This window comes from Catonella sp., assembly GCF_057250765.1.
Genome location: NZ_DBHIEC010000011.1, coordinates 23,314 through 38,311, shown reverse-complemented (window position 1 = coordinate 38,311; position 14,998 = coordinate 23,314). Strand labels below are relative to the sequence as shown.

General features: G+C 33.5%; 12 protein-coding genes and 1 CRISPR repeat array. Of the genes, 11 read left to right on the top strand and 1 reads right to left on the bottom strand.

Features of this window, described 5'->3' with window-relative positions; all coding sequences use genetic code 11:
• Positions 1-16: 16 nt before the first annotated feature.
• From cas6 to cas2, 10 genes are all read left to right on the top strand, one after another.
• Positions 17-778 (top strand): CRISPR-associated endoribonuclease Cas6, encoded by a 762-nt coding sequence (gene cas6 / locus ACO6HM_RS07175; protein ID WP_485390410.1) that lies wholly within the window; start codon positions 17-19, stop codon positions 776-778.
• Entirely contained in the window at positions 779-3,049 is a 2,271-nt protein-coding gene (gene cas10, locus ACO6HM_RS07170; RefSeq protein WP_485390409.1) for a type III-A CRISPR-associated protein Cas10/Csm1, read from the top strand.
• Complete coding sequence (gene csm2 / locus ACO6HM_RS07165) at positions 3,046-3,438, top strand: type III-A CRISPR-associated protein Csm2 (protein ID WP_485390408.1); 393 nt, start codon at positions 3,046-3,048, stop codon at positions 3,436-3,438. The genes cas10 and csm2 overlap by 4 nt, the downstream gene beginning before the upstream one ends.
• 10 nt (positions 3,439-3,448) lie before the next feature.
• The gene (csm3, locus tag ACO6HM_RS07160; protein WP_485390407.1) at positions 3,449-4,117 is read left to right on the top strand and encodes a type III-A CRISPR-associated RAMP protein Csm3; all 669 of its coding nucleotides are present in this window, start codon (positions 3,449-3,451) and stop codon (positions 4,115-4,117) included.
• The gene (csm4, locus tag ACO6HM_RS07155) at positions 4,117-5,046 is read left to right on the top strand and encodes a type III-A CRISPR-associated RAMP protein Csm4 (RefSeq protein ID WP_485390406.1); all 930 of its coding nucleotides are present in this window, start codon (positions 4,117-4,119) and stop codon (positions 5,044-5,046) included. Before csm3 ends, csm4 begins: the two co-directional genes overlap by 1 nt.
• Complete coding sequence (csm5, locus tag ACO6HM_RS07150; RefSeq protein WP_485390405.1) at positions 5,046-6,191, top strand: type III-A CRISPR-associated RAMP protein Csm5; 1,146 nt, start codon at positions 5,046-5,048, stop codon at positions 6,189-6,191. Before csm4 ends, csm5 begins: the two co-directional genes overlap by 1 nt.
• A 134-nt stretch (positions 6,192-6,325) precedes the next feature.
• Positions 6,326-7,374: a CRISPR direct-repeat array (repeat unit 36 nt; unit sequence GAATGAAAGAAGAAAACCCCGATAGGGGATGAAAAC).
• Between the two features lie 294 nt (positions 7,375-7,668).
• Complete coding sequence (locus tag ACO6HM_RS07145; RefSeq protein ID WP_485390404.1) at positions 7,669-8,916, top strand: AAA family ATPase; 1,248 nt, start codon at positions 7,669-7,671, stop codon at positions 8,914-8,916.
• Between the two features lie 12 nt (positions 8,917-8,928).
• Positions 8,929-9,630: a HEPN domain-containing protein gene (locus tag ACO6HM_RS07140; RefSeq protein ID WP_485390403.1), complete on the top strand. Its 702-nt coding sequence runs from the start codon at positions 8,929-8,931 to the stop codon at positions 9,628-9,630.
• A 1,679-nt stretch (positions 9,631-11,309) separates the two neighbouring features.
• Positions 11,310-12,314: a CRISPR-associated endonuclease Cas1 gene (gene cas1 / locus ACO6HM_RS07135; protein ID WP_485390402.1), complete on the top strand. Its 1,005-nt coding sequence runs from the start codon at positions 11,310-11,312 to the stop codon at positions 12,312-12,314.
• A gap of 5 nt (positions 12,315-12,319) precedes the next feature.
• Entirely contained in the window at positions 12,320-12,607 is a 288-nt protein-coding gene (gene cas2 / locus ACO6HM_RS07130) for a CRISPR-associated endonuclease Cas2 (RefSeq protein ID WP_485390401.1), read from the top strand.
• A gap of 23 nt (positions 12,608-12,630) precedes the next feature.
• Here cas2 and ACO6HM_RS07125 read toward each other — a convergent pair whose 3' ends face one another.
• On the bottom strand, positions 12,631-12,771 hold the full coding sequence (locus tag ACO6HM_RS07125; RefSeq protein ID WP_485390400.1) for a hypothetical protein: 141 nt from the start codon (positions 12,769-12,771) through the stop codon (positions 12,631-12,633).
• Positions 12,772-13,652: 881 nt separating this feature from the next.
• Here ACO6HM_RS07125 and csm6 point away from each other — a divergent pair.
• Positions 13,653-14,990 carry a type III-A CRISPR-associated CARF protein Csm6 gene (csm6, locus tag ACO6HM_RS07120; RefSeq protein ID WP_485390399.1) on the top strand — a complete coding sequence of 446 codons (1,338 nt, stop codon included), beginning with the start codon at positions 13,653-13,655 and terminating at the stop codon, positions 14,988-14,990.
• Positions 14,991-14,998 lie beyond the last annotated feature (8 nt).

Here is a 14,998-nt window from a genome sequence, read left to right as displayed (position 1 = left end):
GGAGATGGAGGAAATAATGCTGGGGAAATTAGTTATAGAGTTAGAGAACAATAAAGAGATACCATATAATTACAGCTTATCTACAGCTTTTCAAGGGTATCTTATGGAATTGATTGATGGAGACTTTGCAGAAAAGATGCATAATTCAGGATATCACCCCTATAGCCAATTTGTAACGATATTGGATGAAAAGCTGAGGTGGACAATAAATGTACTTGATGAAGAAGCAGAAAAGTTCATTGTAAAAAGATTATTGGAAGATGATGTAAAAAGCGTTCATATAAATAAGTTGGAAGAGGATTTGAATATAATAAATAAAGAATATTCTGTTATAACATATGATGAATTGTTTAAAGAATGTTACTTCAAAAATGATAGTCGATATATTGAGACTAGGTTTTTAACACCAACTGCTTTTAAACAGAATAACAGATATCAGTTTTTTCCCAACATAAAATTGATATTTCAAAGCCTTATGATGAAATATGATGCCTCATCAAGCCAGAATGTAATTTTTGATGAAGAGCTTTTAAAACACTTTGAAGAAAATGTAGAAATAGTATCTTATAATATAAAAAGTACTTCTTTTTTTGTAAATACTAATAAGATACCTGCATTTACAGGAAGGATTGTTTTGAAGATAAATGGTCCTATGCAAATGGCTAATTTAGCCTACCTATTGTTAAGATTTGGAGCTTATTCAGGGGTTGGAATAAAGACAGGAATGGGTATGGGAGGAATAGAAACGAAGATAAATAAGGGAAAGGAGAAATGCTAGATGTCAGAGAAACACAATAAAGTAATACTTGCAGCTCTGTTTCATGATATCAATAAAGTATTATTTATTCCGGATACTTCATACGAAGCTTTAATAAAATCGCTTAATATTAAAGATAGTGAATTAGAAAATGGAATAAAATGCCATCATGAAATAGATTTTGACAATTTGGAGCTGGAAGATGATAGCTTAGCCTATGTCATATATGCAGCAGATAAGATTGCTACTGCAGCTGAGAGAGGGGTGGAAGAAAGTGGTAAGTTAGAGTTTACACCTCTAAAGAGTATATTCAATACCTTAAATAAAAATAATCAAAACAAGGTATATAACCCTGAGATAATATTAAAGAATAGTGCTATAAATTATCCGGTGGAGAACTGTACAGAGGATATTGTAGAAAAGTTAGATAACATAAAGCAAGAGTTACAACAGAAGATAGGTATAATAGATTACAAAAGAGAATATTTGAACTATCTGTTAGAAACTTTTGAAATATACTTATCATATCTTCCATCTTCATACTCAAATGAAGAAAGAGCTGATATATCGCTTTATGACCATATAAAGATAACTACGGCTATAAGCAGTTGCATATATCATTATTTAGAAGAAAAAGGGATAAAAGATTATAAAAGTGAACTAATTAGTTCCATAGAGGAATTTGAAGATAAGAATATATTTTTGCTTCAAAGTATGGATTTTTCGGGAATTCAGCAGTTCATATACAAACAATATGATATTAAGGATGCTCTGAAAAACTTAAGAGCAAGAAGCTTTTATTTGGAAATATTATTGGAAAATTTTATAGATGAGATTTTGACTAATCTGGAGCTTTCAAGGGCAAACCTCTTATATTCAGGAGGCGGACACGCCTATCTCATTCTGCCAAATACTGATAATGTAAAGAAATATTTAGATGAGATAGAAGTGAGAATGAATAAATGGCTTTGTGAAACTTTTGATATAGATTTATATCTTGCAATGGGATATGAAGCCTGCTCACCACTATACTTGCAGAATAAACCGGCAGGCTCATATAAGCAAATGTTTATCAATGTATCCCACACTTTGTCCGGCAAAAAGAGAAAAAGATACAGTTATGAACAGATACAAACTTTGAATAACAGAGCATTAAAGGATGATACAAGAGAATGCAGAATCTGCCATCGTTCAGATAGGGTAGATCCTGATGGAGTTTGCAGGGTTTGTAATGGACTTATAAGATTATCTAAAGGAATATTGGACAAAGATGTTTTCTGCATTACCGGTAAAGACACAGAATGGTCTATGAAGATATTTGAAAATGAATATTTAGCACCTGCTACAAATGAAGAGGCAGGCAAACTTCAAAGTGAAAGTGTACTGATAAGAAGATTTAGTAAAAATCTCAGAAGTTTAGAACCATTTAAATCCGGTAAACTTTGGATAGGAGATTACAGTAGTGAAAAGACCTTAGGTGAGCTTGTAGATAAAGGAAGTGGAATAAAAAGGCTGGGCGTGTTAAGGGCGGATGTCGATAATCTCGGACAGGCTTTTGTAGGAGGATTTAGTGAAGAAAGACAGACATTTTCAAGAAGTGCTGCTTTTTCAAGAAAACTATCCTTATTTTTCAAATACCATATAAACCATATTTTAGCAAATGGTGAGTATTTTCTTACATCTGAAAGGAATGATAGGAAGAGAAGAGCATCTATAATATATTCAGGCGGGGATGATTTGTTTATAGTAGGAGCTTGGAAAGATATTATTGAATTCTCAGTAGATTTGCATAGGGCAATTAAAAAATATACACAGGACAAGCTTACCATATCAGCAGGAATAGGTATATATCCTGATAAATACCCTATTTCCTATATAGCAGATGAGGTAGGTAGGCTTGAAGATTGCTCTAAAAATGTAGATGGAAAAAATGCTGTGACCTTATTTGATAGGGAGTTTGCATTTGGTTGGGATGATTTTATAGGCAAGGTTTTGGAAGAAAAGTTCAAGCTGATAAATGAGTTTTTTGAAACAACAACAGAGAGAGGGAGGAGCTTCCTCTATAATGTTCTTGAACTACTTAGAAACAAGTCAGAGAAGATAAACCTTGCCAGACTAGCCTATACCCTGGCAAGAATGGAGCCTAAAAGTGAGGCAGATGAGGAAGAAAAGGAATTATATGCCAAGTTTTCAAAAAAACTGTATGAATGGATGCAGGATGATGAAGATAACAGGCAGTTGATAATGGCAATATATATTTATGCATATTTAGTGAGAGGAGAAGAAGAATGATACTAACGAATGAGAATTATCTTAAAGAAGCTGAAAAGGTTATTGACAATCTCTGTAAAGATAAAAAGACAGGGAGGTTGTTTCATTCCCCTAAAATAACAACAACTAAACTAAGAAAAATATTATCTATGGTCTCGGAAATTTATAGTGATGCCAGCAGGATGAGAGACGAAAAATTAGATACAGAGATGAAAAGCAGACTGCAGTATTTAAAGCTTCATATAGTGTATGAGGAAGGAAGAGAACCAGTGGTAAAAGAATTTGTAGAAGAGTCAAAATTGAAAGCAGCACTTGATGAAGTAGAAGATAGTAAGTCACAACTTATCATATTTTGTCACTATGTAGAGGCTTTGGTAGCATATCGTAAATATAAAGGTAATGATAAATAGGAGGGGAATTATGTTTGCAAAAATTGAAATATCAGGAATAGTTGAAGCAGTGACAGGCTTACATATAGGTGGTAATGATCAGTTTTCAGCAATCGGAGCTGTAGATTCACCTGTAATTAGGGACAAGATGTCGGATAACCCGATAATACCCGGCAGCAGTCTCAAGGGAAAACTTAGAAGCCTTTTAGCCAAACAATATAATAATGGAATGGTAAAGGATTGCAATGAAGATGATATAAGAATCAAAAGACTTTTCGGTTCCTCGAGAAAAGATAAAGATGGTAGAATACATGCCAGCAGACTTATATTCTCGGATTTAATGTTTGATAATGCTAAGGAGCTTAAGGAAATCGGAGTGTCAGTAACCGAAGTAAAATTTGAAAATACCATAAACAGGTTGACAGCTATTGCAAATCCAAGGCAGATAGAAAGAGCCATAAGAGGAACAAGATATAAGCTTAATATCATTTATAATCTCGAAAATGAAGCTGAATTTGAAGAGGATATAAAGATCTTAAAAGATGGAATGAGACTGCTTGAATATGATTATATCGGTGGTCACGGTTCAAGAGGCTATGGAAAGATTAGATTTGAAGAACTTGAAGTAAAATGTGTAACAGGGCAGATAGCTGATGATAAACTGGAAAAAGCAGTTAAAATATTAAAGGGTGAAGAATAATGAAATATAGTTTTTATAAACTAAAATTTTTAATGGGTGTGCATATAGGAGCAGGTGCACTTGCAAGAGGAAAGTATACTCTTTATGCAGATACTGTTTTCTCGGCACTTTGTAAAGAAGCATTAAAGTTTGGGAAAGATAAGTTTGATAAGCTTGTAGAAGCCTGCAGAAGAAACCAAATAAAATTTACAGATGGTCTGCCTTTTATAGAAGACAGATACTATGTTCCTAAACCTATGCTAGAGCTTGATATTAGTACAGAAAGCGACCGTATGGTAAAAAAAGCAGCAAAGAAGCTCGAATACATACCTATAGAAAAAATGGATGATTATCTTTCAGGTAGACTTGATGTTAAGGAAGAGAATGAATACTTTTTTAACAATATTGGAAGGCATAATCTGGTTGGTAAAGCGAAGATTAATATAGGGGAGGATGCCAATCCCTATGTAGTTGATACCTTTGTATATGGTGAGAAAAGTGGGTTATATGTATGCGTGGGAGTTGATAATGGCGAGTTAGAAGACTTTGTAAAAGAGATATTTACATCGCTTTCGTATTCAGGAGTAGGCGGAAAGATTTCGGCTGGTTATGGTAAGTTTGAACTGGAGATTGTGCCTGCAACTGAAACCTTTGTTAAAAGACTGGAAAGTACAACTTACAAAAAATATATGTCTTTATCTATCTCACTACCTAATGATGATGAGCTTGAGGATGTACTATTGACTGCTGATTACCTGATTATAAAAAGAAGCGGCTTTGTCTCTTCAGAAACTTATAGTGAAACTCTCAGAAAAAAGAAAGACAAATACTGTATGGCAGCAGGCTTTGTATTTGAAAAAAAATTTGAGGGAAGCATTTTAGATGTCTCAAATGGTGGTACTCATCCGGTTTACAGATATGCCAAACCATTTATTATGGGGGTGAAGTGATGGAAGATTATTTAATAAATTATGAATTAAAGATAAAAATTCTTACACCGGTTTATATTGGCAGTGGTTATACGGTAGGTAAAAGAGAATATATTCATGACAAGTCTAAAAATCTTGTATCGTTTTTAGATTTGAAAAAGCTGTTTAAAGAAATTCTTGATAAGGGCTTATATTCAGAATATGAAAAATATTTCATAGCCGAGAATAAAAGCAGGGAATTGAATGTGGAATTAAAGCAGTTTTTAGAGAAAGTAGGAATTGGAGAGGATAAATATTCTGACTGGATAACCTACAGCGAGTATATGGGAAGTGATAATTTAAGCCTTCAAAATACACATGAGATACAGACCTTCATAAAAGATGGCTATGGGAATCCGTATATACCTGGTAGCAGCCTAAAAGGAGCCATAAGGACAATCTTAGAATCTTGTTATATAAGAAATAAATATAAAGAATTTAACTTGAATAGAAATGAAGTTATTAAAGAGAAAATGGAAAAGAAGGCAAGATACATGTCATTTCCTTACAATCATCTTAAAGGAAAAGTTTTTCATCGCCAAATTACGGATGAAAGAGTTAAACTTGAAAACATGCAGAATGACATTATGCGTGGAATAATAGTAGGTGACAGCCTTCCTATTGATAAGAATTCACTCTGTATCTGTCAGAAAATAGACCTTTCAACTAAAGGTAATGAGAAATCTCTTAATGTACTTAGGGAATGTATAAAGCCCGGAACGGTAGTTACTGTGCCACTTACCATAGACAGCAAGATAATGAGAAATATGTATGGTAAAAGATTTGACTTAGAAGATATAAAAGCTGATATAAATATGTTTTATAAAAATTATAAAGATGAATATATTACCAAGTTCAAAAACTTTCCTCAGATTATAGAGGAGAAGAATGCTTTTTATCTTGGTGGTGGCAGTGGTTATGTATCTAAAACAGTGACATATTCTTTATTTAATGAGGATAATGCAACAAAGGTTGTAAGTGGAATTTTAAATGAAGTATTTACTCAGAAATACAAACCATCTGCTAATAAAGATGATGAAGTGCTGGGAGTATCACCGCATACATTGAAGTGTACATATTATTTGGGAAATCTTTGCCAGATGGGATTATGTAGGATAGTTGATTAGTTTTAACACGATGCACATTGCAAGGGAGTTGTAGGCTGTTTTGCAATGTGTTATCATTGAAAAGAGGTGATAAATTTGTTTCGCACGCAATCTGCCTTTAGAAGTGGCTATTATAAAAGGTTCCAGATGGCAGGGAATGAAAGAAGAAAACCCCGATAGGGGATGAAAACATATAATACGTCATTGATTAGGGATAATTTAATAAGAATGAAAGAAGAAAACCCCGATAGGGGATGAAAACGTGGAGAAAGAATACACTGGACTTGAGTTTGCATGAATGAAAGAAGAAAACCCCGATAGGGGATGAAAACTTACTAATTTTATCTAACTCTGTTATTTCCTTTGGAATGAAAGAAGAAAACCCCGATAGGGGATGAAAACATTTTTGTGCATTATCTCCATAATAATCACTAACTGAATGAAAGAAGAAAACCCCGATAGGGGATGAAAACTTATAAACTTTCCTGGATAAATAATAATCTTATTCATGAATGAAAGAAGAAAACCCCGATAGGGGATGAAAACTCATAATAGATGTTCTATTGTCTATTATTTAACTATAGGAATGAAAGAAGAAAACCCCGATAGGGGATGAAAACACTCTCCCCAATGAGCATATCTCTTTTGTCAAGTATGAATGAAAGAAGAAAACCCCGATAGGGGATGAAAACACTCTCAGAATTATCCAACTTACGTAACGCTGCATTTAGAATGAAAGAAGAAAACCCCGATAGGGGATGAAAACCTTATAGGAGACAAAAAAATGGAAATAGCAATTTAGAATGAAAGAAGAAAACCCCGATAGGGGATGAAAACTTTACCTGATAAACATCTGGATTTGTCTTGTACTTGTAGTGAATGAAATAAGAAAACCCCGATAGGGGATGAAAACGTTTTAGAATCAGGAGCAATAATAAACTGCTTATCTGAATGAAATAAGAAAACCCCGATAGGGGATGGAAACACATTTATAGTATGCGATTATAATTTTGTTTATGCTGAATGAAATAAGAAAACCCCGATAGGGGATGGAAACTGACTCCGAGATTCGTTGTAACCTGCCTGTTGGTTGGTGAATGAAAGAAGAAAACCCCGATAGGAGATGGAAACTGGACACATTACGATGGAACGAGGTAACTTGCAACAAGAATGAAAGAAGAAAACCCCGATAGGGGATGGAAACCTCGCAATGCCTTCCTCTTCAATTAGTTCTTTGCTTATAAATAAGAATAAAACCTCGACAGGGGGTGAAAACGTATTACCAATAGCACTCTCAGCATCATTAATTATATTAGATAAATAAGAAGAAACCCCCGACAGGGGATATAAACTAAGATTACTTCTTGCAGTGTTAAGACATACTAATTTAAACTATAAAATTGCAGAATATATGCAAATATATTTGATAAATGGTTAAAACTATGATATTATTATCTTGTATATATATATGACCTTTATATAACAGGAGGGTTTAACTATGTTACTTGAATTTAGTTGTTCCAACCATAAATCTATTCGTAATAAAATCCTTTTTTCAACTTTAGCAGGGAAAGACACCTCGTATGAAGAAAGATTAGGAAAAGTTGCAGACTTTAAGGTTTTAAAGTCAGCAGTTATTTATGGTGCAAATGGTTCCGGAAAAAGTAATTTTGTTGATGCGATTTCTTTTGTTAAAAATCTTGTACTAAATAGCATTAACTTTCAACCGGGGCAGGGAATAATGCAGCATCCACATAAACTTGAAGGGTATGATAAGGAGAGCACATACCAGCTTCATTTTGTTACAGGTGGAGTAAGATATGTTTTTGGATTTTCTTTAAAAGATATGCTGGTTAAGGAAGAATATCTATACTATTTTCCAAATGGAAGACAGACAAAAATTTTCTACAGGTTAGGAGAAGAGTTCACTACCGGAAGTAAGTTTCGTGGAAAATTTGAGAGGTGTAAGGATGTATTAAAACCCAATAGGCTGATGCTTTCTTGTGCGGCAAACTTTAGTAATGTCGATGAAGTTGGAAGAGTATTCAAGTTTTTTGACGATGAACTGGTTATATATACAGCTGGGAACCAAGAAAACTGGCTTAATTACTCTTTATATCAGATGAATACTAATGAAAAAATCAAAAGAGCCGTTTTAACATTGTTAGAAGAGCTGGGAACCGGAATAAAGGATGTAAGTGTGGAAATTGATGAAGTAGATTTTGAAGCAGATCAGTTGCCGCCATTTTTATCAGATGATTTTAAAAGAAGAATATTAGAAGGAAAACTCGAAAGTATTTCTTCAAAGGTTATCTATGAGGAATTTGAAACAGATCTTATATCAGAAGAATCAACAGGTATAAAAAAATTATTTGGTATGTTATGCCCTATTCTTGATATAATTGTTAAAGGGAAGGTACTTATTTGCGATGAACTGGAATCAGGTCTTCATGAGTCATTGGTCTATGCCCTTGTAAAACTTTTTGTGGATTTTGATACAGATGAGTTTCCGCAGCTAGTTTTTACCACTCATGAAACGGGATTATTAAGTTTGGACTTATTCAGGCGAGATCAAATTTGGTTTGCTGAAATGAAGGGAGAAGATCGTTCAACAGATTTATTTTCATTGGCAGAATTTAAGAATGTCAGAAAAGAAGAGAATTTTGGTAAAGGTTATATTTCGGGTAAATACGGAGCTATTCCTATGCTGAATCTTGATTTTGCTAAGATTGTTTCTGAGTTTTAAGTGAGGGGTAATATGGAGAAAAATTTATCACTTTCATCAAGAATAGAGGATGTTAGAAGTGCAAAGACTATTGAGATTCCTGTGCAATTTTCCTTAAATGAAATCAAAAAACATTTTGATGATAGCCTTATAGAGGTAAAAGCACAATATGCTGTAGCAGATACACTTAGTAAATCAGGTAATATTAATGATTGTAAAACGATATGGCGTTCTCAGGTAGTACTTGCAGAAGGCTTGCTTGATTATTTTATTCATGAAATGAGTAAATTTTGCTTATTTAAAATGTTTAATGGAGAATTGGAAAAATCAGAAAAGTATGCAGGTTTTATGATACCGATGTCAAAATTAGAGGATGCAATCAGACTTAGAAGTTCAACAGATTGGTTTTTTGACTATTTAAACGAAAGGTTTAGTAGGGATGTGTTTTTATCACATGAAAGTATGAAAGACCAGTTGAATTTAATCGGTATTGGTTTTACTGAGGCAATGAAGAAAGCTTTTCCAAAAGAAAAAGAAGCTGATAAACACGGGAAAAAAGTTGTAAAGGAGTTGTTTCAACGTAGAAATGATATTGCACATCAAAATGACAGAAGTCATGCTTCTGCAACACAAAAAGATATCGACAGGGAGTATGTTGAGGGGTATATAGCTAAAATTGAGTTGATTGTAAATGCTATATATGATATTGCAGAAGAGAAAGTGAAGACCTGTTAAGATAAATGGTAGTACAAATATAAATATGTTTTAACACGATGTACATTGCAAGAGGGTTGTAGACTGTTTTGCAATGTGTTATCATTAAAAAGAAGTGATAAATTCATTTCACACGCATTCAACCTTTAGAAGTGGCTTAAATAGTGGCTCACAAAGGATAGGATAAATAAGAAGAATACCCCGACAGGGGACGAAAACAAGATATAGTCTACGAGTTGGAGTCGGGTTAAGCGTTACATAAATAAGAAGAATACCCCGACAGGGGACGAAAACATTTACGCTCAAAATCCACATCTATAACGCTTTCTATTGAAAATAAATAAGAAGAATACCCCGACAGGGGACGAAAACCCAGTAAAAATAAAATTGTAAACATAGTTCTACCTCCTTAATAAATAAGAAGAATACCCCGACAGGGGACGAAAACTGAACCATTCTTTTCTTTATAACACCGTCTTTAAACTTATAAATAAGAAGAATACCCCGACAGGGGACGAAAACCAACATTAGTAAGTCTCCAAAGTTCAACGTCAGTAAATAAATAAGAAGAATACCCCGACAGGGGACGAAAACAGGACAGATGTGTTCGTTAATCATCTCCATAGTATATATAAATAAGAAGAATACCCCGACAGGGGACGAAAACTAATTTCTATTCTAGCATCCAATAATTGTTTTTTACCATAAATAAGAAGAATACCCCGACAGGGGACGAAAACCTTAAGAGAGTCGTTGTCAGCTAGCCTATAATTGTCTATAAATAAGAAGAATACCCCGACAGGGGACGAAAACAATCTTCCTGTAAGTGTTACTAAATTTCTCATTTTATAAATAAGAATAATACCCCGACAGGGGATGAAAACTTCAGCTTTCTTTTGAGTATAACTCTTGCCATTTTATAAACAAGAAGAAAACCCCGACAGGGGATGAAAACTTTAAATAATCTTGAGGTGTGCTAGGTGTAGGTATATAGACAAGAAGAAAACCCCGACAGGGGATGAACACGCATGTGTGTGACATAATCTGAATAATAAGGCTTCAATAAATAAGAATAATACCCCGACAGGGGACGAAAACACGCAGATTATCGCCCATAAAATGTTTACTATCAATAAATAAGAAGAAAACCCCGACAGGGGATGAAAACCAACAGCAAAAGACTTAGGAGGAAAGATTTTAGTACATAGATAAGAATAAAACCCCGACAGGGGAAGAAAACCTTGTAACCTAATAAAAATCTATCATATTCTTTGATTATAAATAAGAAGAAAACCCCTACAGGGGATGAAAATATACTTAAGGCTATATTTGCCATTTAGAAAGCTCCTTAATAAACAAGAAGAAAACCCCTACAGGGGATGAAAACGGAATAAATCCATTCTCACTATCAGTTTTGCAAATAAATAAGAAGACCCCCCCGACAGGGGATGAAAACTTTCTGATGGGCTTATTTAAGTATTCTATTGTACATAAATAAGAAGATTACTCCGACAGGGGACGAAAACTATTTAATTCATTCAGATACTCATATCTCATAATTAATAAATGAGAATAATACCCCGACAGGGGATGAAAACATAAACCCTACATCTGTTCCACTCTTACATTTAGATAAATGAGAAGAAAACCCCGCTAGGGGACAAGACACATGTCAACCATATACATGAGAGGAGGTAACTATGTCTTGCTTATATGTTGTTGAGCAGGGAAGCAAAATAAAGCATATTGAAGGTCAGTTTGTATTAGAAGTAAAAGGTAGTGAAGACAGGGTTATACCAGATGAAACACTAGAAAGTATAAGTATTTTTGGCAACTCAGTTCTTACTACTCAAGCAATTAAAGCTTGTCTTGAGAAAGATATCAATGTATCATTTTTATCAACTAAAGGAAAGTATTTTGGAAGATTACTATCTAATACAAGTACAAATCCGGATAGATTAAAAGCGCAGGTTTATCTTTCCGATAATGCTGAGGAATGTCTTAAATTTGCTAAGATTATATTAAAAGCTAAGATTAATAATCAAGCTGTGCTTTTAAGACGATATGCTAAAAACTCAGACATTGATATTAACAGTCATATTAAAGACCTTAAAATATATGAAGAACATATAGGAAAAGGAAAAGATATAAATAAGGTAATGGGGTATGAAGGAATTGCTGCAAGAACATATTTTGATGCCTTATCTAAGCTTATCAAACCGGAATTTAAGTTTAACGGCAGAAATAAAAGACCTCCTAAAGATGCTTTCAACGCAATGATAAGTTTAGGCTATTCACTTGTGTATAATGAAATATTTTCGGAGATTGAAAATAGGAATCTAAGCCCATATATTAGTTTTATCCATAAGCTAAAAGACAGGCATCCTGCTCTTGCCAGTGATCTTATTGAAGAATGGAGAGCTGTACTTATTGACTCTACTATAATGAGTCTAGTACAGGGAAATGAGATAACGATAGAAGAATTTACTAAAGATGAATATTCGGAGGCTGTTTGTATATCTGATTCTGCAGTAAAACAGATGGTTAGAAAGATAGAGAATAAACTTCGTTCGCAAAATAATTATTTAGAATATCTAAATGAACCTGTAAGCTTTAGAAAGGCGATATGGTGGCAGGTAAAGTCTTTGGCATCTTGTATAGAAAATGGGAATTTGTCTGAGTATAGCCCGATAAGAATAAGGTAGAGATTATGGAGAATAGTGAAGGGATTAAGTATATAGTTCTTATAATATATGACATTACGGATGATAAGCATCGTAGAAATCTAGTGAAAATATTATCAAGCTTTGGAATTAGGGTACAGAAATCTGCATTTGAAGCGCGATTGAATAAAAGACAGTACAATAAATTGTTGTCTAAATTAGATAAGTACTACAGAGATGATGATAATATAAGGATTTACAGGCTACAGGAATATGAAGAAGTGAAGGTATATGGAACTGAGGACTATTCTGCTGAAGAAGTAATTGTGATATGATAAATTAAAGTATATTTTAAAAATTAAAAGACAGTCTGAATTCTAAGAATCAGCACTGTCTCGGTTAATGATGTAAGAAAATCATCTATTGCATAGAAGCCATCATAGGCATTAAGTGAGTAAAGAATAAAAGAAGCAACAATAGCAACAATATTTTTTGACATAAGCAATCTCATTAAAATGACGATTAATATTGTAACTTAATGATTTAGAGGAAGGTGGATTAGATATCCACAACATCCTCGCCAAAAACAGCATGGATAACCTCAATAGAGGTAAGACCAAGGACAGATGCAATATTAGTATTCATAAGTATCTCCTTTACATTAAAAGTAAGAAAATATAATTAATAGAAAACACATGGGTAAGGCCAGAGGAGATTAACTCTCCTCAATAGCCTCAACAAGAGCAGAAACAGCAGCAGAAACGATGGCGCGACAGGCGATAGTAAGTATGTCTTCCATAATGATCACCTCCTTTAAAGTGAATGATTAAATTAACAGAGAAAAGGCACTGAGAGCTTAATGCTCTCTAATGACCTTGACGACAGCAGAAATAGCAAGAGAAACAAGAACACGACCGGCAATTGTAATTAGTTTATCCATTGTGACCTCCTATTTGATTGGTGAATGATTACTTGTCAATTTAATAGTTAAGATGATAGTAGTAGATTAGAGCCACAAAGAGGGATTAACCCTCTTTAGTGTACTCATCAACAGCAGCGCGGATGATTTCCGCAAAAGCAAGACCGACAATAACAATAATTCTGTTCTTCATAAGTACCTCCTTAAGTGGATTGTTAACTTGTTGATGTCATTATACAATTTTAATGGCTACTCTAAAAGGTGGGAAAATCAAAATCCATTTGGTTCACTTTTGTGGGATATTTAGCTTAAATTGAGCATAATTAGTTCATAGAATATGAACTATATTTGCTATTATAGAAAATAAGAGAAAAAGTAGATGTTTATATTAAATTATGGTAAACTATATAATGTAACGATATTTAAGTAGCAATAATTTATGATGTAGGGGGATTGAACATATGAAGATATTATTTTCACCAATAGGAACAACTGATCCGATTTCGAAGAATAATTATAAAGATGGCTCTATGCTTCACATTGCCAGAGTTTATAAGCCGGATAAGATTGTATTATATATGTCTAAGGAAATGCTTGAACTTCAAGATAAGGATGATAGATTCAGGTATTGCATTGGGGAATTGGATAAACTAAACTCGACTCATACTGAAATTGAGATAATTGAAAGAGCTAATCTGACTAAAGTTAATGAATTTGACTTTTTTTATGAGGATTTCAAGAACATACTAGATAGTTACACTAAGAATTTGACATCAGAAGATGAACTTTTGATAAATATTTCTTCGGGAACTCCGCAAATGAAGAGCGGATTGGCAGTTCTACAAACTATGTTAGGTTACGAGCAGTGTAGACTAATTCAAGTTGTAACTCCGGAAGGGAGAAGTAATACTCATAAGCAGGGAGATTGTGATATTGAATTGCTGTGGGAATACTGCGAAGACAATGACAAAAATTTTGAAAACAGATGTAGAGAAGTGGTTTGTCCAAGCCTGTCTACAATAAAAATGGAAGAAATAATAAAGAAACATGTTTTGGCCTATGATTATTCTGTCGCCTTAGCAATAGCAGAAGAATTACCAGACAAAATCACATACTCTTATATTCATCTTCTAAGATATGCAAAAGCTAGACTACAATTAAATGAGATTGAAGTTAATAATTTAAAATCAAAATATGATGAGTGTGATTTTTTACCGATTAAAAAAACTGAACAACGCAAAGTTGTGGAGTATGCCTTAGCTCTTGATGTAAAAAGAAAAAGAGGAGAATATGCAGATTTTCTAAGAGCAATTACTCCTTTATTAGTGGAACTTTTTAATAATATACTTAAGAATTGTTTTAGATTCGATTTAAAAGATTATACTGAAACTGTAGAAGGAAAATTTAAGTGGAAAGATATAGAGCTCGGTAAAGAGTTAAATGGAATAATTTTGGATAAAGATTGGGAGAAATATTATAGAAAAAGTCCGGTATCGTCCTATCATCTGTGTATCATTATGGAGGGTATACCTAAAACTGATGATATGGTGAAGGCTTTTGATATAGCTCAAAAGTTGAAAGAAGTAGAACAGAAAATTAGAAACAAAGCGGCGCACCAAATGGTAAGCGTAACAGAAAATAAAATTCAAGAGATTACGAATATGACTTCTGATGGGATTATGAAGAAAATCAGAGAATTATTTACTTATTCAGATATTAACGTACCAAAGCAGGGAGGATGGAATTCCTATGAGCTGATGAATGATAGTATAATAGAAAAGATTTCTAATAAACATTAGATGTATTA

Excerpts from the sequence above, each read along its gene's own strand:
- csm2 (WP_485390408.1), top strand. The coding sequence starts at position 3,046 with ATGATACTAACGAATGAGAATTATCTTAAAGAAGCTGAAAAGGTTATT.
- ACO6HM_RS07140 (WP_485390403.1), top strand. The coding sequence starts at position 8,929 with ATGGAGAAAAATTTATCACTTTCATCAAGAATAGAGGATGTTAGAAGT.
- cas1 (WP_485390402.1), top strand. The coding sequence starts at position 11,310 with ATGTCTTGCTTATATGTTGTTGAGCAGGGAAGCAAAATAAAGCATATT.
- csm5 (WP_485390405.1), top strand. The coding sequence starts at position 5,046 with ATGGAAGATTATTTAATAAATTATGAATTAAAGATAAAAATTCTTACA.
- cas6 (WP_485390410.1), top strand. The coding sequence starts at position 17 with ATGCTGGGGAAATTAGTTATAGAGTTAGAGAACAATAAAGAGATACCA.
- ACO6HM_RS07125 (WP_485390400.1), bottom strand. The coding sequence starts at position 12,771 with ATGTCAAAAAATATTGTTGCTATTGTTGCTTCTTTTATTCTTTACTCA.
- cas10 (WP_485390409.1), top strand. The coding sequence starts at position 779 with ATGTCAGAGAAACACAATAAAGTAATACTTGCAGCTCTGTTTCATGAT.
- csm4 (WP_485390406.1), top strand. The coding sequence starts at position 4,117 with ATGAAATATAGTTTTTATAAACTAAAATTTTTAATGGGTGTGCATATA.
- csm6 (WP_485390399.1), top strand. The coding sequence starts at position 13,653 with ATGAAGATATTATTTTCACCAATAGGAACAACTGATCCGATTTCGAAG.
- cas2 (WP_485390401.1), top strand. The coding sequence starts at position 12,320 with ATGGAGAATAGTGAAGGGATTAAGTATATAGTTCTTATAATATATGAC.
- csm3 (WP_485390407.1), top strand. The coding sequence starts at position 3,449 with ATGTTTGCAAAAATTGAAATATCAGGAATAGTTGAAGCAGTGACAGGC.
- ACO6HM_RS07145 (WP_485390404.1), top strand. The coding sequence starts at position 7,669 with ATGTTACTTGAATTTAGTTGTTCCAACCATAAATCTATTCGTAATAAA.